Genomic DNA, 16656 nt, shown 5'->3' with positions numbered 1-16656 from the left:
GAATTTCATATATAGACTTTGCATTAAAAAAGGACGAACATTATTTTTCGATTGCAGCGTAAGACGGCGGTGGTTGTCTCTTCCTCTGCTCCTGCGGTTACTCGTCGCAAAAAGAGTTTTGCCAGCTTAGCTCCGTAGATTATCCGTCGAGACAACTCGACGTATTTGCGGTGAAGAAGATGCTCGTTCTTGCGGGAAAAGCATGAAAAGCTGAAAATCCATTTTTGACGGCGTTCAGCCGGAAAAAATTAGTTGAAGCCGTGCCCGCAGAACGCATCAGTCAGCAGCGTAAATCGAACAACAAAGTAACATTTTAAGATAATGTTCGTATTAATGATGAAAATCTTGAATTATGAAATTGATTCAGGAAATAAATTTTTACGAGAACAGGAGAAAACGATGGATTACCGGAAATATGTGCTTGCAGAATCAGTAGGCTACCGGATTACTGCGACTGCGAGGCTGGTGATAAACCGGCTGAATAATAACTTTAAGGCGAGGAATTACCCTGTTACCAATGAACAATGGGCGATTATGATTCGTTTATGGGAAGAAGACGGACTTACCCAGAACAAGCTCTCGGAGCTGACTGGGAAAGATCAGCCAAGTGTTTCGCGGCTTATTAATAATATGGAAAAGAATGACCTTGTAACACGAATGCCACATCCGGTTGATAAACGGACAAAACTAATTTTTTTAACGGCAACGGGAAAGAAAATGCAGGTGGGGCTTATTGAACAGGCCCAGAAAACAATTGAGGACATCTCAGAAAATATTCCTGACGAGGATATGAAAACTTTTCTTTCTGTTTTAGACCAGATTGATAAAAACTTAAGGAAAGAAAAATAAAGAAACATGACAGTGCTCAGCTTACAGAGAAGCAGAGTGCTTTTTTTGCGTTCTTAAAGGTTGTCCAGACAATGATAATACTTTTCAATTAAAACAAAACACCGGAACCCCTTTAACAAATGGCTAAATTGTGAATTTTTTTAAACAAAATAGTTGTTTAAACAAATAAATTTAAAAAAACTCCATTGACAATGATTCTCAATGACGGCTATAATACGAGTTAGTTAGTAACGAGAATCGTTCTCAATTAGAATGATTCTAATCTGGTAAGTTACTAATCTGTCTTACACAACTTGGTTTTCAAAGGACGTTTTTGACATGAGATTATGGTATCTAGTCGCTGCACTAATAATAATGTCGTTCATTTCTCTGTTTCTCGGTGTACATAACATTTCACCCCTGGACATTTTCCAGTTAACAGAGGAACAGAGGGAGATTCTGCTTGTAAGCAGACTGCCCAGGCTGATCAGTATTATTATCGCCGGCATGGGGATGAGTATTTGCGGACTCATCATGCAGCAGCTTACGAGAAATAAATTTGTATCTCCTACGACAGCAGGGACAATGGATTCCGCCAGGCTCGGTGTGTTAGTTTCCTTAATGCTTTTCGCATCGGCCAGCCCATTTGTGAAAGCGCTGGTCGCTTTTGCCTTCGCTCTCGCAGGGACGCTTATTTTTATGAAAATACTTGATAAAGTAAGGTACAAGGATGCGATATTTATTCCTCTTGTAGGACTCATGTTCGGGAATATTATCGGGTCAATTACAACGTTTTTCGCCCTCCGCGAAGACCTTGTACAGAATATGTCATCCTGGCTGCAAGGCAACTTCTCCCTGATTATCAGCGGGAGATATGAGCTTTTATATATAAGTATTCCGGTTTTAGTCATCGTTTATATGTATGCCAATAAGTTTACGGTTGCCGGAATGGGCGAGGAATTCGCCACGAACCTCGGGCTGAACCATAAACGGATTGTCCATCTCGGACTTATCCTTGTAGCACTAGTAACATCGGTGGTCATTCTCACCGTCGGGATCATACCGTTTCTCGGTCTGATTATCCCGAACATCGTCTCCATTTACAGAGGAGATAATTTAAGAAACAGCATTCCTCACACAGCTTTGCTTGGAGCAGTATTCGTTCTGTTCTGCGACATCCTCGGCCGGGTGATAATTTACCCGTACGAGATACCGATTGGAATGACTGTCGGAGTGCTTGGAAGCGGTATCTTCCTCTACTTGCTGCTGAGGAGGAAATCGTATGAGTAACCGGATAAAAATTACTTTACTCGCAGTCTTTTCTGTCGTACTGATCGCTGTTTTCATGTTCACTAACCTCGGGACGAACTTAAGCTATATTTTACCGAGGCGGGGGATGATCGTCCTCGCAATCGTGCTGACTGGCGCAACGATCGCATTTTCAACGATAATCTTCCAGACAATTACGAACAACCGGATTTTAACACCGAGTATTCTCGGGCTGGATTCGCTTTACCTGCTGATCCAGACAGTAATTATTTTCAGTTTTGGATCCACGAGCTTAACGGCCGCGGATAAAAATATAAACTTTTTCCTTTCAGTAGGGATCATGGTGCTCTTTGCAGGTGTGTTCTTTAAGCTCCTGTTCCGGGGGCAGGGGGCAAGGAATATATATTTCCTTCTCCTTGTAGGGATTATTCTCGGAACGTTTTTCGGTAGCTTGTCCACCTTTATGCAGGTGCTCATCGACCCGAATGAATTTATGATCATTCAGGACAGGATGTTTGCAAGCTTTAATAATGTGAACACAGACATCCTGATGGTAGCCATCGTCATGATAGTCCTGGTAGTTATCTACTTTTTAAGATTTGTAAAGTATCTCGATGTATTATCACTCGGGAAGGAACAAGCAGTAAACCTTGGGGTGGATTACGATTATGTGGTCAAAAGGCTCCTTGTCATCATCGCAATACTTGTTTCCATCTCAACAGCATTGGTTGGCCCGATTACTTTCCTTGGGCTTCTCGTAGCGAACGTCACATACGAATTTTTAAAAACATATAAGCACAGCCAGTTAATCTGGGGTTCAATATTCATCAGCATTATCGCGCTTGTGGGCGGACAGCTCATCGTGGACAGAGTGTTTACTTTCTCCACGACGCTCAGTGTCATCATCAACTTTGTCGGCGGCGTGTACTTCATCTATCTGTTATTAAGGGGGAAAAGATAATGGTCGAAGTAACTGGATTATCAAAAGTGTATGGATCTAAAGCAGTGGTGGAAGACGTTTCTCTGAACATTGAAAAAGGAAAGATCACTTCTTTTATAGGGCCGAACGGTGCTGGTAAGAGTACGCTCCTTTCTATGATCAGCAGACTGATCGCACAGGACACTGGTGAAATCCTTATCGACGGACAGGATATTACCAAATCAAAGAACAATGAGCTTGCAAAGAAAATCTCTATCCTTAAGCAGGCAAATGATATCAGCGTACGTTTGACAGTGAAAGAACTTGTTTCTTTCGGGCGCTTCCCGTATTCACAAGGAAGGCTTAACAAGGAAGATAAGCGCCACATTGAGGAAGCAATCAACTATATGGAGCTAAAGGATATGGAGAACAAGTATCTTGACCAGCTCAGTGGCGGACAGAAGCAGAGAGCGTTTATCGCCATGGTTCTTGCCCAGGATACAGAATACATTCTCCTCGATGAGCCTTTGAACAATCTCGACATGAAGCATTCCGTGCAGATTATGAAAGTACTTCGCAGACTTGTTGATGAGCTTGGAAAAACAATCGTCATCGTGATTCACGATATTAACTTTGCATCCTGCTATTCCGATAATATCGTAGCTTTGAAGGATGGCAGGGTCGTGAAAAAAGGGCCGGCATGCGAGATCATCCACAGCCCTGTCCTGAAAGAGATTTACGATATGGACATTGATATTAAGTGCATCAATGATAAAAATATCTGTATTTATTTCTAAATGAGGCATCAACTTGCCTGAGGCGAGACTCCTCAGGCAAGTGTTATACAAACTGGCAAGGTGAAGAAGGGCAGGAGTTTTCATAGTTTGCGATATTTACCCGGGAGCGTAAATCTGAACCCCTGTGCCTGATGAGCTGGAGCCGGCACAATTCTAAAAAACAGGAGTGAATTTTAACATGAAGAAATTTATTCTGATCATAGCTGCTTTAGTTTTAATCGCTACATTAGCAGCATGCGGCGCAGCAGACAGCGCTTCAGACAATAACGGTGCAGACGGAGCTGCAAACGCAGCAGAAGAAAATAATAATGAAGCAAATGAAGCAAATGAAGCAAATGAAGCAAATGAAGAAAACGAAGCTAACAATAATGCGGAAGCTGCAGAAGAAGATGCTGGCGAGATTGTAATCGAGCATCAATTAGGCGAAACAACTGTCGCTAAAAACCCTGAATCAGTAGTTGTATTTGATTTCGGCATCCTTGATTCTTTAGACAAAATGGGCGTTGAAGTAGCAGGTCTCCCACAGGCGAACCTACCTTCTTACCTGGAAGCATACGGGGATTCTGCATATGAAAACACTGGAAGCCTGAAAGAGCCAGACTTTGAAAAAATCAGCGAAATTCACCCTGACTTAATCATCATTTCCGGCAGACAGATGGAATTATATGACGAGTTTTCAAAAATCGGCCCAACTGTTTTTGTACAAATCGATAACTCAAACTATATGGAATCTTTCTCAGATAATATGAGACTCCTTGGCGATATTTTCGGACAGGAAGAGTTCATTGAAAGTGAGCTTACACAGCTGGAAGAACAAGTTGCAGCACTTGAGGAAAAAACAGGAGACGTTGAAAACGCACTGATCATCCTTGCTAACGACGGTAACATCAGCGCATACGGGCCTGGTTCCCGTTTCGGTATTATCCATGATGAATTCGGCATCACACCAGTTGACGAAGGTATTGAAGTATCTACCCACGGACAGAACGTATCATTTGAATATATAGCTGATATGGATCCTGAGTACTTGTTTGTTATTGACCGCGGCGCAGCAGTAGGCGGCGAATCATCCGCACAACAGGTAATCGAAAACGATCTGACAGCAGGCACAAGAGCATTCCAGAACGACAATGTTGTCTACCTGCACTCTGATTACTGGTACCTTTCCGGCGGCGGACTAACCTCTGTAGCTGAAATGATTAAATCAATCGAAGATGCAATCCAGTAATTTTTAAAAAAACTTTTTGACTGAGAATAGTAATCATTATCACCATATTCGAGGCTTAGTTTTATAAAAAGCTAAGTATATACAGGAAGACAGCCGTACCCCCTTCGGCTGTCTTTATTCAAAAGTTGTTGCTGTTTGATTTTCGTTTTTGCCCGTCACGCAAGAAGCTCTTGCGGTACTTGAAAATTGAAAATTGGAAACTCAGGGCAAAAATGCGTTATGGAGCAAACCCCATAGTTATCACGCCGAAGGGAAGGGTTATCGCGCGAAACTAAGCTGTTATCACGCCAAGTTGGAGTGCAATCACGCCAAACTAAGCAGTTATCACGCGAAACCTAATTAACTTAACACGCGAATATTTAATTACATAACAAAAAGGGAGCTGATGAGATGTTTGTAACACTCAGAAAAATGGTCGTTACGGAAGGTAATGGAGATAAAGTCACAGAAAGATTCGCAAGTCCTGGAGTTATTGAGGAACAAGAGGGATTTGTTGATTTAACTGTCATGAAACAAAAAGCAAAGCGTGGGGAAGAAGAAGTGGTTGTAATGATGCGCTGGGAATCTGAACAGCACTGGAAGCAGTGGGAAAAAAGCGACGTGCATATAGCTATGCATAAAGCAAATTTAGGGAAACCAAAGCCCGAATACATAATCAGCGCAGAAGGCGGCAGGTATGAAGTGCAGGCAGTGAAAAACGCTGCTGAAAAGTGAGAGTGACTAAAATGAGCTCCTTCAGAGTGACTAATTAACAAGTATAATTTTGTTCTTAATTTACTGCTTGTGCAGTATGGGGCAACCTCAAATATGAAAAATAATTCTAACCTCATGCAAAGTCAGCATGGGGTTTTCTTTAAGTAAATAGCTTTAAAGAAAGGAAATTTGGAAGCAAAAGTTTAAATAAGTAAGGATAAATAATCGGGAGAGAAATGAGTGGGGAATGTTGAAAACAAAGAGTAAAGTCCGGCGGATGTGGAAAGTATTGTCGCTCGCTTTTATTATTTTTATTCAAATTTACTGGTTCAAAATCAGCAAAAAATCTGATGCTGAGTGGGAAAAACTGTGGGAGAGCATCGGTACCAGGTTCAGGAGAACACTGTTTGAACTGGAAGGCTTGCTCATTAAAATCGGCCAGTTTTTAAGTATTCGTTCTGATTTGCTCCCTCACGGTTTTATCCGCCAGATTCAGGATCTGACAGATAAAGTGCCTCCTTCTGAATGGGAAGAAGTGGAAAGAATCCTCGAAGCTGAATGGGGCGCCTCGATAGAAGCTCACTTTGAGTGTATCGATAAAAAAGCAGTCGCTTCAGCATCTATTGGAGAAGTCTATAAAGGGACTTTGAAAGACGGCAAAGAAACTGCTATTAAAGTACAGCGGCCGAAAATACAGGCAATTATCCAAACGGATTTCAGGACACTTAAAATTATTATCTGGTTTGTTGATCATCTTCTTCCGGTGCCTAAAGGATTCATTAACTTCAAAGTATTGTACGATGAACTGAAACAGGTGATCGTGAGAGAACTTGATTTTTCCAAAGAAATGAATTCACTGCTTTACTTTAAGAATCGTTTTAAACATAAAGAGGAAGTAAAAATCCCTGATGTTTATCCGGAACTGAGTACGAAGAAAGTTCTTGTGATGGAATGGGTGGAGGGGATCAGGCTGACAGATGACGAACGGCTTGGGGAGCTGGAGGTAAGCCGCCAGGAGCTGGCAAAGAGGTTAATCAGCATATTTCTGCCCCAGTGGCTTGAGCCTGGCGCATTTCATGCAGACCCTCATTCCGGGAATATTCATGTAACGAAGAAAGGGAAGATCATTCTCCTGGATTTCGGGATGACAGGGGAAATATCCAGGCGGGACGCAGTCCATTTCCAGACACTTATTGAAAGCATCCTGTCGAAAAACTACCCGAAGGCGGTGGAGAGTTTAACACATTTAGGGTTTCTGCTTCCTGAAGCCGATCCCCGGACGATGGAAAGGCTGCTTGCGGAGTTGATGTTATTTCAGCCGGCCCAGCTGAAGGAAATGGATCTCGTAGCTTTAAAGCTGGAAATGAACGATATGGTGAGAGCATTGCCAATCCAGGTGCCCACAAGATTTGTTTTTCTTGGGAGGTCTTTTATAACAATCGAAGGAATTGTCCGCAGTCTCGCTTCCGATAAAGAGCTGACTGACATAGTAAAACCGGTGTTTATGGACTGGCTTAATAAGCAGGGGAATAACAAATGGTCATTTATCTGGTACTGGCTTCAGTCACAGCCATTATTTAAATTGGTCCAATCCTTTACAGAGTTTTCGAAGCTTCCGCAAAAGCTTGAACATCTGAAGGAAAATGAGCAGCGGAGGGAGTTTCAGTTTACGCTTTATGAAAACAATAAGAAGCGTTTTTTCCAGATAATGCTGCTTGGCTTTATTGGAATAGCAGCAGGTTTTTATACTGCTGAACAGATAATCCTCTATATTTCAGCGGGAGCGGCTGCAGCTGGCGGTGCAGGCTTTTTAATCTACGGCCATAAGCTGAAAAAATGGATGAGATTTATGCATGAGGTAAGGAGATGATTTTGAGCTTTTACAGTGATTCATCAAACAATATGGTGGTTTTGAGAAAATTCCTTTTGATGTCTTGTCCTTCATTAAATAAGCGGAGATTTTCCGTTTATATACAGATTGGAGCACGTTTCGATAGGAGATAAGGGGAGGTTTTCCGGTTAAGCAAAGCAAAAGCTCTCATTTTCGAATGTTTCGAGTTAATAGGCGGAATCTCTCCGTCTATTCAAGCGTTTTATACTAATAATTACGAATTAAGGGGAATTTATCCGTCTATTTAACACCTCCGCTTCTTAACCCGGGCCTGACCACTCCTGGATGCGGAAAGCAACAGCTTTTTAACGACAAGTCAATAAAGCCGGCACGGCAAATGGCAGAAGTACTGCCCCCCTCCTATTTTAATTGGACAATACTTATTGCCCGCTTTAATAATAATGGCAATTACTATGCCCAGGTTAATGAAATTTCGTAAAAACTGGGTTAACAAAGAAAAGGACGTATGCCAATTCATACGTCACTTTTAGTCTCTTTTAATTAAGAAAGCACCCAATAACGGAACCCATTTAAAGGGTGCCGTAGCCTTATTTCTAACTAAAGATTTGCTGTCAGCTTATCGCCTGTCGTAAAATCAACCTCCAGCTCAAGCTTCCGTACATCCTCTTCAGCGATATCAAGTGCTGCAAGGATCTGGGCCACAGCTTCCTCAGATGACATGTCAGGATGGAGTGCAGCCTGGTCAAGAAGGTCCCTGATTTCTGTTAATGCCTGCTCACCGCTGATCTCCTCTTTGCCTTCAGCAGTTTCCCTTTCAATTTCAGCGGAGGTAGATCCGCCTCTGTCTTCATACTCCATGTCCAGCTCGTCATTGTTTTCAAAATCTATTTCAAGTTCAAAGTCTTCAATTTCAGGTGTTTCGCCAGTGTCTTCCCCCATATCACCGGTATCGCCTGTTTCCTCAGTATTATTTTGCATATTCTGATCATCTCCTGGTGTGTCCGCCGCACCGTTGTCCGTTCCGCACGCTGTTAAAAAGAAAGCTGCGGCCAAAGTAAGAACAAAGTTTTTCCTTAAGTTTTTCATGTTATGTTCACCTCTTATTTTATTGGCGCCTCTGTTTCACCTGACTCCGTTATTCCAGCCCGGTAATTTTCTGCACCATAGTATCATCAAGCTTTTTGATTACTTCACAAAGCAGTTTTACTGCGTTTTCCAGATCATCATAATGCACGACAGAAACGTGGCTGTGGATGTATCTCGCAGGAACACTCACTGCAAGTGTCGGCACACCTTCATGGGCTACATGAAACTTACCAGCATCGGTCCCGCCGCCGCTCATAATATCTACCTGGTACGGAATGTTATTCTGTTTCGCTGTTTCCATCACAAAGTCTCTAAGTTTCCGGTGGGGGATCATCGACCGGTCCATTAAATAAATAATTGGCCCGTCCCCAAGCTTCAGCCCTGATTCCTCCTGGTTCATGCCGGGTATATCTCCGGCGACACCCACATCTGTGGCAAAAGCAATTTGGGGAGCAATCTTATTGGCTAACGTCTCTGCACCTCTGAGGCCAACTTCCTCCTGAACAGTAGCTCCGGAATAGAGAGTGTTCGGCAGGGACTCACCTTTCAATTTTTCCAGAACCTTCAAAGCTATGTAACAGCCAGCCCGGTTGTCCCATGTCCGGCTCAGGAGCAGCTTTTCGTTTGCCAGCGGCTCGAACGGACAAACTGTCGCCACAGGGTCGCCAACAGAAACCCCGAATGATTCAGCTTCCTCCTGGGAACTGGCCCCGATATCAACAAACATTTTATCGATTGGGAGCACCTTTTTACGCTCCTCCGGCGGTAAAACATGAGGAGCCTTTGAACCGACAATACCGGTCAAGTCTCTGGACTTTGTCAGCACTTTTACTCTTTGGGAAAGAAGAACATGCCCCCACCAGCCTCCAAGAGGTTTAATACGTAAAAACCCTTGTTTCGTTATGGCACTTACAATGAAACCAACCTCGTCTAAATGGCCTGCCAGCAGTACTTTATTTTTACCGCTGCCGACCTTCCCAACGATACTTCCTAAATTATCTGTTTCCACCTCATTTGTATGGCTGGAAATTTCTCTTTTCATTACGTTATACACCCGGTCTTCAAAACCAGGCAGTCCTTCTGTTTCCGTCAGCTCTTTCATTAGCTGATGATCAGTAGTTGACATGGCGGAGCCCCCCTGTTTTTTTACTAATAGAATCAGTTAAGAAAGGATTTTTTATACAGAAGTGTTGTAAATTACCTTGACGATATTCTTTTCACATGTCTTAAGTGGAAGTAGAAGAGGCAGGGGAGGAAAACAAATGGGAAAAACATTGGAAGCGTTAGTAAGGAAGGAACTGGATAGTGCAAGGGAGGCAAGTCTTGCAATCGGTGTCGTATCAAAGGATGGAAAATCAGTCACAAGTTACTTTAATGAGATTTTTGAAAGTGTTCAGCCAGGTGATTATGTTTTTGAAATAGGTTCCACAACAAAGACGTTCACAAGCCTGCTCCTCGCCATACTCGTAAAGGAAGGGAAGGTGTCACTGGACGATCCGGTGAAAAACTATAAGCCGAGATATGAGAAGGCATTGTCACTTAACGGAAAGGACATTACCTTCAGGCATCTTGCTGTTCACCGTTCAGGGCTGCCCCGGGAAGATATGAAAAAACTAAGGCAGCGGATCAAGGAAAACAAAGAGGAAAAGGATAATCCCTTTAAATACTTTACAGAAGCGGACCTCCACGAGTTTTACACGAATCATCAGCCGAAGAGAGAAGTGGAGAAAAAATGGCAGTACTCCAATATAGGCATTGGCCTTCTCGGTAACACGCTGGCGGAGATCGAAGAAATGCCGTTTGAAGATGCTGTGAGAACCCGGATTCTGGAACCCCTCGGAATGGATGACACGTTTATCACCGGCACTCCTGAGCAGAACAGCCGGTATGTGAAGGCTTATAATAAGAAGGGTGAGCGGGTTCCGCCAATTGAGCTTGCTGCCATCAATGGCGCAGGAGCGCTGAAAAGCACGCTGAACGATATGCTCATTTATTTAGAGCATCAGACAGGGTTAACAGACAGCCCCTTAAAAGAAGCCATCGAGTTAACCCATCAAATCCATGGAAAAACAAGCGCGAAGAAAATTAAAATGGGATTAGGCTGGATGATTGAAGAGAAAAAATGGAGCCAGTATCCTGTTATTCATCACGGAGGAACGACCATTGGGTTTCATACTTACTGCGCTTTTATCAAAGAGATACAGGCAGGTGTAGTTATCTTCTCCACCATTCAGCTGCGTCCATGGAGAATTATTAAAATGCTTACAAATATAGAAGGGCTTGTAAATGAAAATATCGCAAAAGAGCTTTTCAAAGAGGAGTTAATGAAGGCGGGAACAAGACAGACAGATTGACAGAAACGGAGAGGGATTTTTGTGAGGAAGTTTATAAAGATAGCCGGAAGTTTACTAGTTTTTTTAATAGTTATTGCTGCCTTTGCCGCGGATTATTTTTATGGTGAGGCAGTCAGGCGGGGAACCGAGGTGGAGCTTCACCGGGAAGAAGAGGCCGTCCCTGTTTTTCTTGATGAAAAAAATGAAGAGATTGTGGAGGAAGCAGAGCAGTGGTACGAGGAACAGGAGTTTGAAACGTTGGTGATTACCTCCCATGACGGTCTGAAGCTGGAGGCCGATTATCTCAGGAATGAAGATTCGGACGGGAAAGCTGTCATTCTGGCCCACGGTTTTCGCAGTGAAAGAGTGGATATGGGAGATTTCGTCCAGTTTTATTATGAGAAAGGCTTCGATGTATTAATGCCTGATTCAAGAGGACATGGCGGAAGCGAAGGAAATTATGTCGGCTACGGCTGGCACGACCGGCTTGATTTGGTCCAGTGGGCGGAGCTTCTTGCTGGTGAAAAGGGAAGCGGGGATATTTTTCTTCACGGAAGTTCTATGGGAGCTGCAGCAGTGCTGATGGCGAGCGGAGAGGAACTTCCGGCGGAGGTGAAAGGTATCATCGCCGACAGCGGCTACACATCAGCGGAAGACATTTTGACCTACCAGCTCGAGCATTTATACGGACTGCCATCTTTTCCAGTGCTTGATATCACTAGCTTCGTGACTAATATCAGGGTTGGTTTTTACTTCGGTGAGGCTTCTGCGGTAGACCAGGTGGCGAACAACACGCTTCCCTTATTTATTGTGCATGGGGAAGGGGACGAGCTTGTCCCTGCCTGGATGTCCGAGGTGATCTATGAAAATGCCAGTGGGGAAAAAACATTATGGACAGTTCCATTCGCCGGGCACGTGGAATCTTACACAGTTGCAACAACAGAGTATCAGGAGAGGCTGGCGGAGTTTCTGGAAAATAGTATGGAAGATTAGGATAGGCAGGTTTATGGGGGGATTTTGAGGAGGACGGTAACGCTGGAGGGTCCATCGTGCCCGAACTTTGGAAAATGTGAGGAGAAAGGTAACGCTGGAGGGTTCAGCATACCTGAACTTCGGAAAATGCGAGAAGAGCGGTAACGCAAGAAGGTCTCGCATGCCCGCTCGGTCAAAAAATGAAGCGAGCGGTAACGCAAGAGGATCTCGCATGCCCGCTCGGTCAAAAAAATGAAGCGAGCGGTAACGCAAGAGGATCTCGCATGCCCGCTTGGACAAGAAAATGAAGCGAGCGGTAACGCAAGAAGGTCTCGCATGCCCGCTCGGCCAAAAAATGAAGCGAGCGGTAACGCAAGAAGGTCTCGCATGCCCGCTCGGTCAAAAAAAGAAGCGAGCGGTAACGCAAGAAGGTCTCACATGCCCGCTCGGTCAAAAAAAAGAAGCGAGCGGTAACGCAAGAAGGTCTCGCATGCCCGCTCGGTCAAAAAATGAAGCGAGCGGTAACCCAAGAGGATCTCGCATGCCCGCTCGGTCAAAAAAATGAAGCGAGCGGTAACGCAATAGGAGCTAGCATCGCCACCGAAGAAAACAGTTTAAAATGAAGAAAGAGCAGCCGGCTCTGGCTGCTCTTTCTTTCAAGTTATCCTGCCTGATCATCGTGATGCTGATGCTCTTTTCCGTATTTAGCTGTGGAATAGATGTACAGGATCGCTCCAACGAGGCTCCATAAACCGACCATAACCCATTCTGCTGCACCTAATGATGCAGGCATCCCAGGCATATAAAGAAGTACTACTCCTCCAGCGAGAATAGCGGCAAACCAGCCAATTATTGTGCCTCCGGGAAGCTTGAAAGGGCGTTCCATCTGATATGCTCCCCCAAAGGTAGACAGATGAAATAAACAAAATCTGTTTACCTTTGGGGGAGTTTTTGTGTCTAGAAAAGACTTTACGGCATCAGAAAAACTTAGGATTATCGCTGAATATAACGAAGGGGACCTCCCTGGTGAAGAGGTAGCCAGAAAATATAGTCTTAATGCAAGAACCATTAGGAATTGGAGGGCTCTGTATGAAGAGTCCGGCGCTGAGAGCCTGGAACCAATAAGGAGTCATACATCTTATTCAGCCGAACTAAAGCAGGCAGCCGTTCGTGACTATCTCTCCGGCAGATTTTCACAAAATGAAGTTATAAGGAAATATGGGATCTCAACTAGATCGGTTCTCATGGGATGGGTCGAGCTTTATAATGGTCATAAAGCACTTAAGGATGACAGGAAAGGATTGAGTCGCTCTATGACCAAGGGAAAGAAGGTTTGTTTCGAGGAAAAGGTTGAAATCGTTAAAGACTGTTTGGCTCATGGGAAAGATTATGCCCGATCAGTGGAGATTCACAAGGTTTCTTATGCACAGATTTACAGCTGGGTAAGAAAGTACCTTCAAGGTGGGGAAGAAGCTCTTCAGGATAATCGTGGAAAGCAAAGAACGGAAAAAGAAATGACAAAAGAAGAAAAAGAAATGAAGAAGCTGAAAATAGAGAACGAGCGTCTTCGTGCGGAAAATGCGTTCTTAAAAAAGTTGGAGGAGATCGAAAGGAGGCGGTATTGAGTGAGACCCGGTACCATAGCCGGTACACTGCTATATACGAACTCAGCACGGAAGAAAATATGTCTGTCCAGTTACTTTGTGACATTGCCCATGTTTCCAGGCAGGGATATTACAAATGGAAGAATCGCAGACCTTCGGCCAGAGAGAAATTAAATCGACGAGTTATGGAAGAGATGACTCTTCTTCAACATAAGTTGAAGGGTATTTATGGCTATCGGAGAATGGCGATTTCGATGAACCGGATCTTTAAGGAGCCTTTGAACCATAAACGTATTCTCCGTCTTATGAAAAGTGCTAACCTCTTGTCTGTCATTCGTCGTAAGAAATGCCGTTATAAATACTCTTCACCCCAGCATACAGCTGAAAATGTACTGAATCGCGAATTCCAGGCAGATCGCCCAAACCAGAAGTGGGTAACTGATGTGACAGAAATGAAGTATGGTAACCGTAAGGCTTACCTCAGTGCCATTATGGACCTCCATGATGGCAGCGTGATCTCTTATGTACTTGGTAAATCAAACAACAATGAGCTCGTGTTTAAAACGCTGAAAAAAGCTCTGAAGGCAGCACCTGATTCACAGGCACTGTTACACAGTGACCGAGGATTTCAATACACCTCCCATCCTTTTAAGAGAATGATCGAACAGGCGAATATGAAGCAAAGCATGTCCCGTGTTGGCCGCTGTATTGACAATGGCCCGATGGAGTCGTTCTGGGGCAAATTGAAGTGTGAAAAATACAGGCTTGGTTCATACAATACTTTCGAGGAACTACAAAAAGACATTGATGACTACATACAGTTCTATAACCATTACCGTTACCAGGAAAAACTAAACGGCCTCAGTCCCTGTGAGTACAGAGCTAAGGCCGCTTAATACATTTTTATTATTTCAGCTGTCTACTTGACGGGGTGCTGTTCAATCTCCGGGGCTTTCTTTCTTAATATAATGAAAGATATGGCAACCATCAGCCAGGCAACAACCATTCCGAGACCACCGCCCTCTACGAACCAGACAAGAGCCGGACGCCCGAGTAACGGAGCCAGAGTGGATGGTATAGCGATCATTAAAATTGCTTTATGTGGTGTTTTGTACTTTGGATGAAGCTCTCCAAGCACTTTTGGAAGCATGCCTGCTCGCGCAAGTGCATATATAGCACGGCTTCCTCCTACATAAAAACCAAGCCAGCTTGTTAAAATACCTCCAATTCCAGCGAGAACGAGAAAGTTGCCCATTAGCTGGCTTCCACCGAAAGCAGCTGCCATTGCATCTGCGGTAACTAACTCTGACTGGTTAATTGCTTCAGGATTCATAGCACGGGAAACCCCAAAGATAATTGCGATATACCATACAACAGCAAGAACTACCGAAAAGATCAGGAGTTTACCGATCGTCTTTTGCGGCAGGTCGATTTCCTCAGCCGCCTGAGGTATAACGTCAAATCCTACAAACATAAATGGTGTCATGATTACAATTGCGAAGATCCCTGCCAGGCCGAACTGGAAATACGGCTGCATATTTTCAGCATTCCCGGCCACTGATCCGCCGGTAATAAGTAAAATACCTGCAACCAAAATTAATAAAGTTAAGACAAAAGTTATAAAAGAAGTGAATTTTATACCCCGATAATTAATCCATGCAATCAATATTGAACCGAGCATACCTGCCCCGGCCCAGGTTATCGTAACATCCCAGCCGGTGATCGTATATAAGTGACCCTGACTGAAATTAGGAATTATGTATTCGAATACGGTAGGCAGTGCCACAGCCTCAAACGCAATAACGGAAAAATACCCAAAGGTGATAGCCCAAGTAGCTATAAACGAGGGCAGCCTGCCCATTGCTTTATAGGTATATACATGCTCTCCACCTGCATACGGCAGGGCAGAGGCAAGTTCTGCATAGGTAAGTCCAACCAACAATACTAGAATTCCGCCAATTATAAAAGCTAATACTGCGCCTAAAGAGCCAGCGCCTGTAATCCACATGCCTGCTGTTACTACCCAGCCCCAGCCGATCATTGCTCCAAAGGCGAGCGCAAGCACGTCCTTATTATTCAGTACCTTTAACAGTTTCTGGTTATCATTCAATTTTATTACCCCCATTTTACTTGTGTAGTTTGCTGAAATTTTGCTGAATTGTTTTACGGATGTAAACCGGGATAATAACTTTCTCCGGTGAACCATCTAACTCATGAGTTGCACTAGTGTCCTGACTGTTGAAGTTGAATCGAATTTTTAATCGTGAATATAGGGTGTCTCTGGAACACTTTACAGTTTTCCGGAGGGGCAGAAGCCGTATATTTCAGCTACTCAGGAAAACTGGTACTGAATATTTTCGACTTACGGAAAAGTTAGATGATTTATAATTTATAGAAAATTCAAGCTTGTGTCAATGGGAGAATATTACTCCAATTAATGGCCAGATTAACCAGTTCCTGTGTTTCTGCCTATTTTTTATATGGACATGTGTTTATTACAGACTGAATTCCCAATTCTGCATATATATGCTCTATAGGTGCTGTTTTAGTGATGGAGCCGATATATGATAGCACAGAAGGGAGGAGAAAATGGAGCTGTATGCAGCAGAGGAGCCGAACATCCGGCTACTTACTGGTAAGCAAGTAACACTTAAGCTTATTCGACGCGGAACGGTAAACGGAAAAGTTATTTCTGTATCAAAAGATTTTCTGACCATTGAAACTAATGAGAGAAAACTTTTGAAAATTCACCGCTTGAGAGTGGAATCTGTGTCTGAGATAAAAAGCGAAGAAGATAATGATGGAAAAATAGATGATGGTAAAAAAGAAGAAATATATGAGAGCAAAGAGGAGAAGAGCGACAAAAAGAAGAAAGATAAAAAGAAAAGGAAGGACAAAAAGAGTAAAAAGAAATAGAAAGAATGGGAGGGCAGGATAGCCGTCAGGTAACCATGCTGCCCCTTTTTTTATTTTAATGGTTAAATACATAAAAACGGCGCTTGTAAAGTGCCGCATGAAACAACCCTTTACAGGGAAACAGTAGTAAATGGTTGAGTCCCTGTACTCAAAAACTTA

At 43.5% G+C, this 16656-nt stretch carries 15 protein-coding genes and 1 pseudogene; 12 read left to right on the top strand and 4 right to left on the bottom strand.

Going from position 1 to position 16656, the window contains the following annotated elements; translation table 11 throughout:
* Positions 1-333: 333 nt before the first annotated feature.
* From BK582_RS03675 to BK582_RS03645, 7 genes are all read left to right on the top strand, one after another.
* On the top strand, positions 334-849 hold the full coding sequence (locus tag BK582_RS03675; protein WP_244895335.1) for a MarR family winged helix-turn-helix transcriptional regulator: 516 nt from the start codon (positions 334-336) through the stop codon (positions 847-849).
* A 318-nt stretch (positions 850-1167) separates the two neighbouring features.
* On the top strand, positions 1168-2118 hold the full coding sequence (locus BK582_RS03670; protein WP_078593034.1) for an ABC transporter permease: 951 nt from the start codon (positions 1168-1170) through the stop codon (positions 2116-2118).
* A complete protein-coding gene (locus BK582_RS03665; RefSeq protein WP_078593033.1) occupies positions 2111-3058 on the top strand; it encodes an iron chelate uptake ABC transporter family permease subunit in 948 nt (315 codons plus the stop codon). The genes BK582_RS03670 and BK582_RS03665 overlap by 8 nt, the downstream gene beginning before the upstream one ends.
* Complete coding sequence (locus tag BK582_RS03660; RefSeq protein ID WP_078593032.1) at positions 3058-3813, top strand: iron ABC transporter ATP-binding protein; 756 nt, start codon at positions 3058-3060, stop codon at positions 3811-3813. The genes BK582_RS03665 and BK582_RS03660 overlap by 1 nt, the downstream gene beginning before the upstream one ends.
* 178 nt (positions 3814-3991) lie before the next feature.
* Positions 3992-5041 carry a siderophore ABC transporter substrate-binding protein gene (locus BK582_RS03655; RefSeq protein ID WP_078593031.1) on the top strand — a complete coding sequence of 350 codons (1050 nt, stop codon included), beginning with the start codon at positions 3992-3994 and terminating at the stop codon, positions 5039-5041.
* A 390-nt stretch (positions 5042-5431) separates the two neighbouring features.
* Positions 5432-5755, top strand: coding sequence for an antibiotic biosynthesis monooxygenase (locus tag BK582_RS03650; RefSeq protein ID WP_078593030.1), 324 nt, complete (start codon positions 5432-5434; stop codon positions 5753-5755).
* A gap of 226 nt (positions 5756-5981) precedes the next feature.
* Entirely contained in the window at positions 5982-7604 is a 1623-nt protein-coding gene (locus tag BK582_RS03645) for an ABC1 kinase family protein (RefSeq protein ID WP_078593029.1), read from the top strand.
* Between the two features lie 579 nt (positions 7605-8183).
* On the opposite strand, the gene BK582_RS03640 is transcribed toward BK582_RS03645, so the two are convergent.
* Both BK582_RS03640 and BK582_RS03635 read right to left on the bottom strand, forming a co-directional pair.
* Complete coding sequence (locus tag BK582_RS03640; protein ID WP_078593028.1) at positions 8184-8672, bottom strand: YusW family protein; 489 nt, start codon at positions 8670-8672, stop codon at positions 8184-8186.
* Between the two features lie 49 nt (positions 8673-8721).
* Positions 8722-9798 carry a M42 family metallopeptidase gene (locus BK582_RS03635; RefSeq protein ID WP_078593027.1) on the bottom strand — a complete coding sequence of 359 codons (1077 nt, stop codon included), beginning with the start codon at positions 9796-9798 and terminating at the stop codon, positions 8722-8724.
* 136 nt (positions 9799-9934) lie between these two features.
* Between BK582_RS03635 and BK582_RS03630 the strand changes: the two genes are divergently transcribed.
* On the top strand, positions 9935-11026 hold the full coding sequence (locus BK582_RS03630; protein WP_078593026.1) for a serine hydrolase domain-containing protein: 1092 nt from the start codon (positions 9935-9937) through the stop codon (positions 11024-11026).
* Between the two features lie 21 nt (positions 11027-11047).
* Positions 11048-11998: an alpha/beta hydrolase gene (locus tag BK582_RS03625; protein ID WP_078593025.1), complete on the top strand. Its 951-nt coding sequence runs from the start codon at positions 11048-11050 to the stop codon at positions 11996-11998.
* A gap of 640 nt (positions 11999-12638) precedes the next feature.
* Here BK582_RS03625 and BK582_RS03615 read toward each other — a convergent pair.
* Positions 12639-12863: a hypothetical protein gene (locus BK582_RS03615; RefSeq protein ID WP_078593023.1), complete on the bottom strand. Its 225-nt coding sequence runs from the start codon at positions 12861-12863 to the stop codon at positions 12639-12641.
* A gap of 67 nt (positions 12864-12930) precedes the next feature.
* Between BK582_RS03615 and BK582_RS03610 the strand changes: the two genes are divergently transcribed.
* Both BK582_RS03610 and BK582_RS03605 read left to right on the top strand, forming a co-directional pair.
* Positions 12931-13602, top strand: a complete 672-nt coding sequence (locus BK582_RS03610; protein ID WP_088035827.1) for a helix-turn-helix domain-containing protein — start codon at positions 12931-12933, stop codon at positions 13600-13602.
* A pseudogene (locus BK582_RS03605) lies at positions 13557-14477 on the top strand (IS3 family transposase); the annotation flags it as partial. The gene BK582_RS03610 and the pseudogene BK582_RS03605, both read left to right, overlap by 46 nt.
* Before the next feature lie 23 nt (positions 14478-14500).
* Here the strand turns inward: BK582_RS03605 and BK582_RS03600 are convergent.
* Positions 14501-15691 carry an APC family permease gene (locus BK582_RS03600; RefSeq protein WP_244895334.1) on the bottom strand — a complete coding sequence of 397 codons (1191 nt, stop codon included), beginning with the start codon at positions 15689-15691 and terminating at the stop codon, positions 14501-14503.
* 479 nt (positions 15692-16170) lie between these two features.
* On the opposite strand from BK582_RS03600, the gene BK582_RS03595 reads away from it, so the two are divergent.
* A complete protein-coding gene (locus BK582_RS03595) occupies positions 16171-16497 on the top strand; it encodes a hypothetical protein (RefSeq protein ID WP_078593020.1) in 327 nt (108 codons plus the stop codon).
* Positions 16498-16656: the final 159 nt, after the last annotated feature.

The organism is Evansella clarkii (assembly GCF_002019695.1).
In the GTDB taxonomy this organism is placed as follows: domain Bacteria; phylum Bacillota; class Bacilli; order Bacillales; family Salisediminibacteriaceae; genus Evansella; species Evansella clarkii.
Note: the sequence above shows the minus strand (reverse complement) of the source record. Positions and strands in the feature narration are given on the sequence as shown.

What these genes read in the sequence shown, in the direction of transcription:
- BK582_RS03675 (WP_244895335.1), top strand. Translation starts at nt 334, where the DNA reads ATGATGAAAATCTTGAATTATGAAATTGATTCAGGAAATAAATTTTTA.
- BK582_RS03670 (WP_078593034.1), top strand. Translation starts at nt 1,168, where the DNA reads ATGAGATTATGGTATCTAGTCGCTGCACTAATAATAATGTCGTTCATT.
- BK582_RS03665 (WP_078593033.1), top strand. Translation starts at nt 2,111, where the DNA reads ATGAGTAACCGGATAAAAATTACTTTACTCGCAGTCTTTTCTGTCGTA.
- BK582_RS03660 (WP_078593032.1), top strand. Translation starts at nt 3,058, where the DNA reads ATGGTCGAAGTAACTGGATTATCAAAAGTGTATGGATCTAAAGCAGTG.
- BK582_RS03655 (WP_078593031.1), top strand. Translation starts at nt 3,992, where the DNA reads ATGAAGAAATTTATTCTGATCATAGCTGCTTTAGTTTTAATCGCTACA.
- BK582_RS03650 (WP_078593030.1), top strand. Translation starts at nt 5,432, where the DNA reads ATGTTTGTAACACTCAGAAAAATGGTCGTTACGGAAGGTAATGGAGAT.
- BK582_RS03645 (WP_078593029.1), top strand. Translation starts at nt 5,982, where the DNA reads ATGTTGAAAACAAAGAGTAAAGTCCGGCGGATGTGGAAAGTATTGTCG.
- BK582_RS03640 (WP_078593028.1), bottom strand. Translation starts at nt 8,672, where the DNA reads ATGAAAAACTTAAGGAAAAACTTTGTTCTTACTTTGGCCGCAGCTTTC.
- BK582_RS03635 (WP_078593027.1), bottom strand. Translation starts at nt 9,798, where the DNA reads ATGTCAACTACTGATCATCAGCTAATGAAAGAGCTGACGGAAACAGAA.
- BK582_RS03630 (WP_078593026.1), top strand. Translation starts at nt 9,935, where the DNA reads ATGGGAAAAACATTGGAAGCGTTAGTAAGGAAGGAACTGGATAGTGCA.
- BK582_RS03615 (WP_078593023.1), bottom strand. Translation starts at nt 12,863, where the DNA reads ATGGAACGCCCTTTCAAGCTTCCCGGAGGCACAATAATTGGCTGGTTT.
- BK582_RS03595 (WP_078593020.1), top strand. Translation starts at nt 16,171, where the DNA reads ATGGAGCTGTATGCAGCAGAGGAGCCGAACATCCGGCTACTTACTGGT.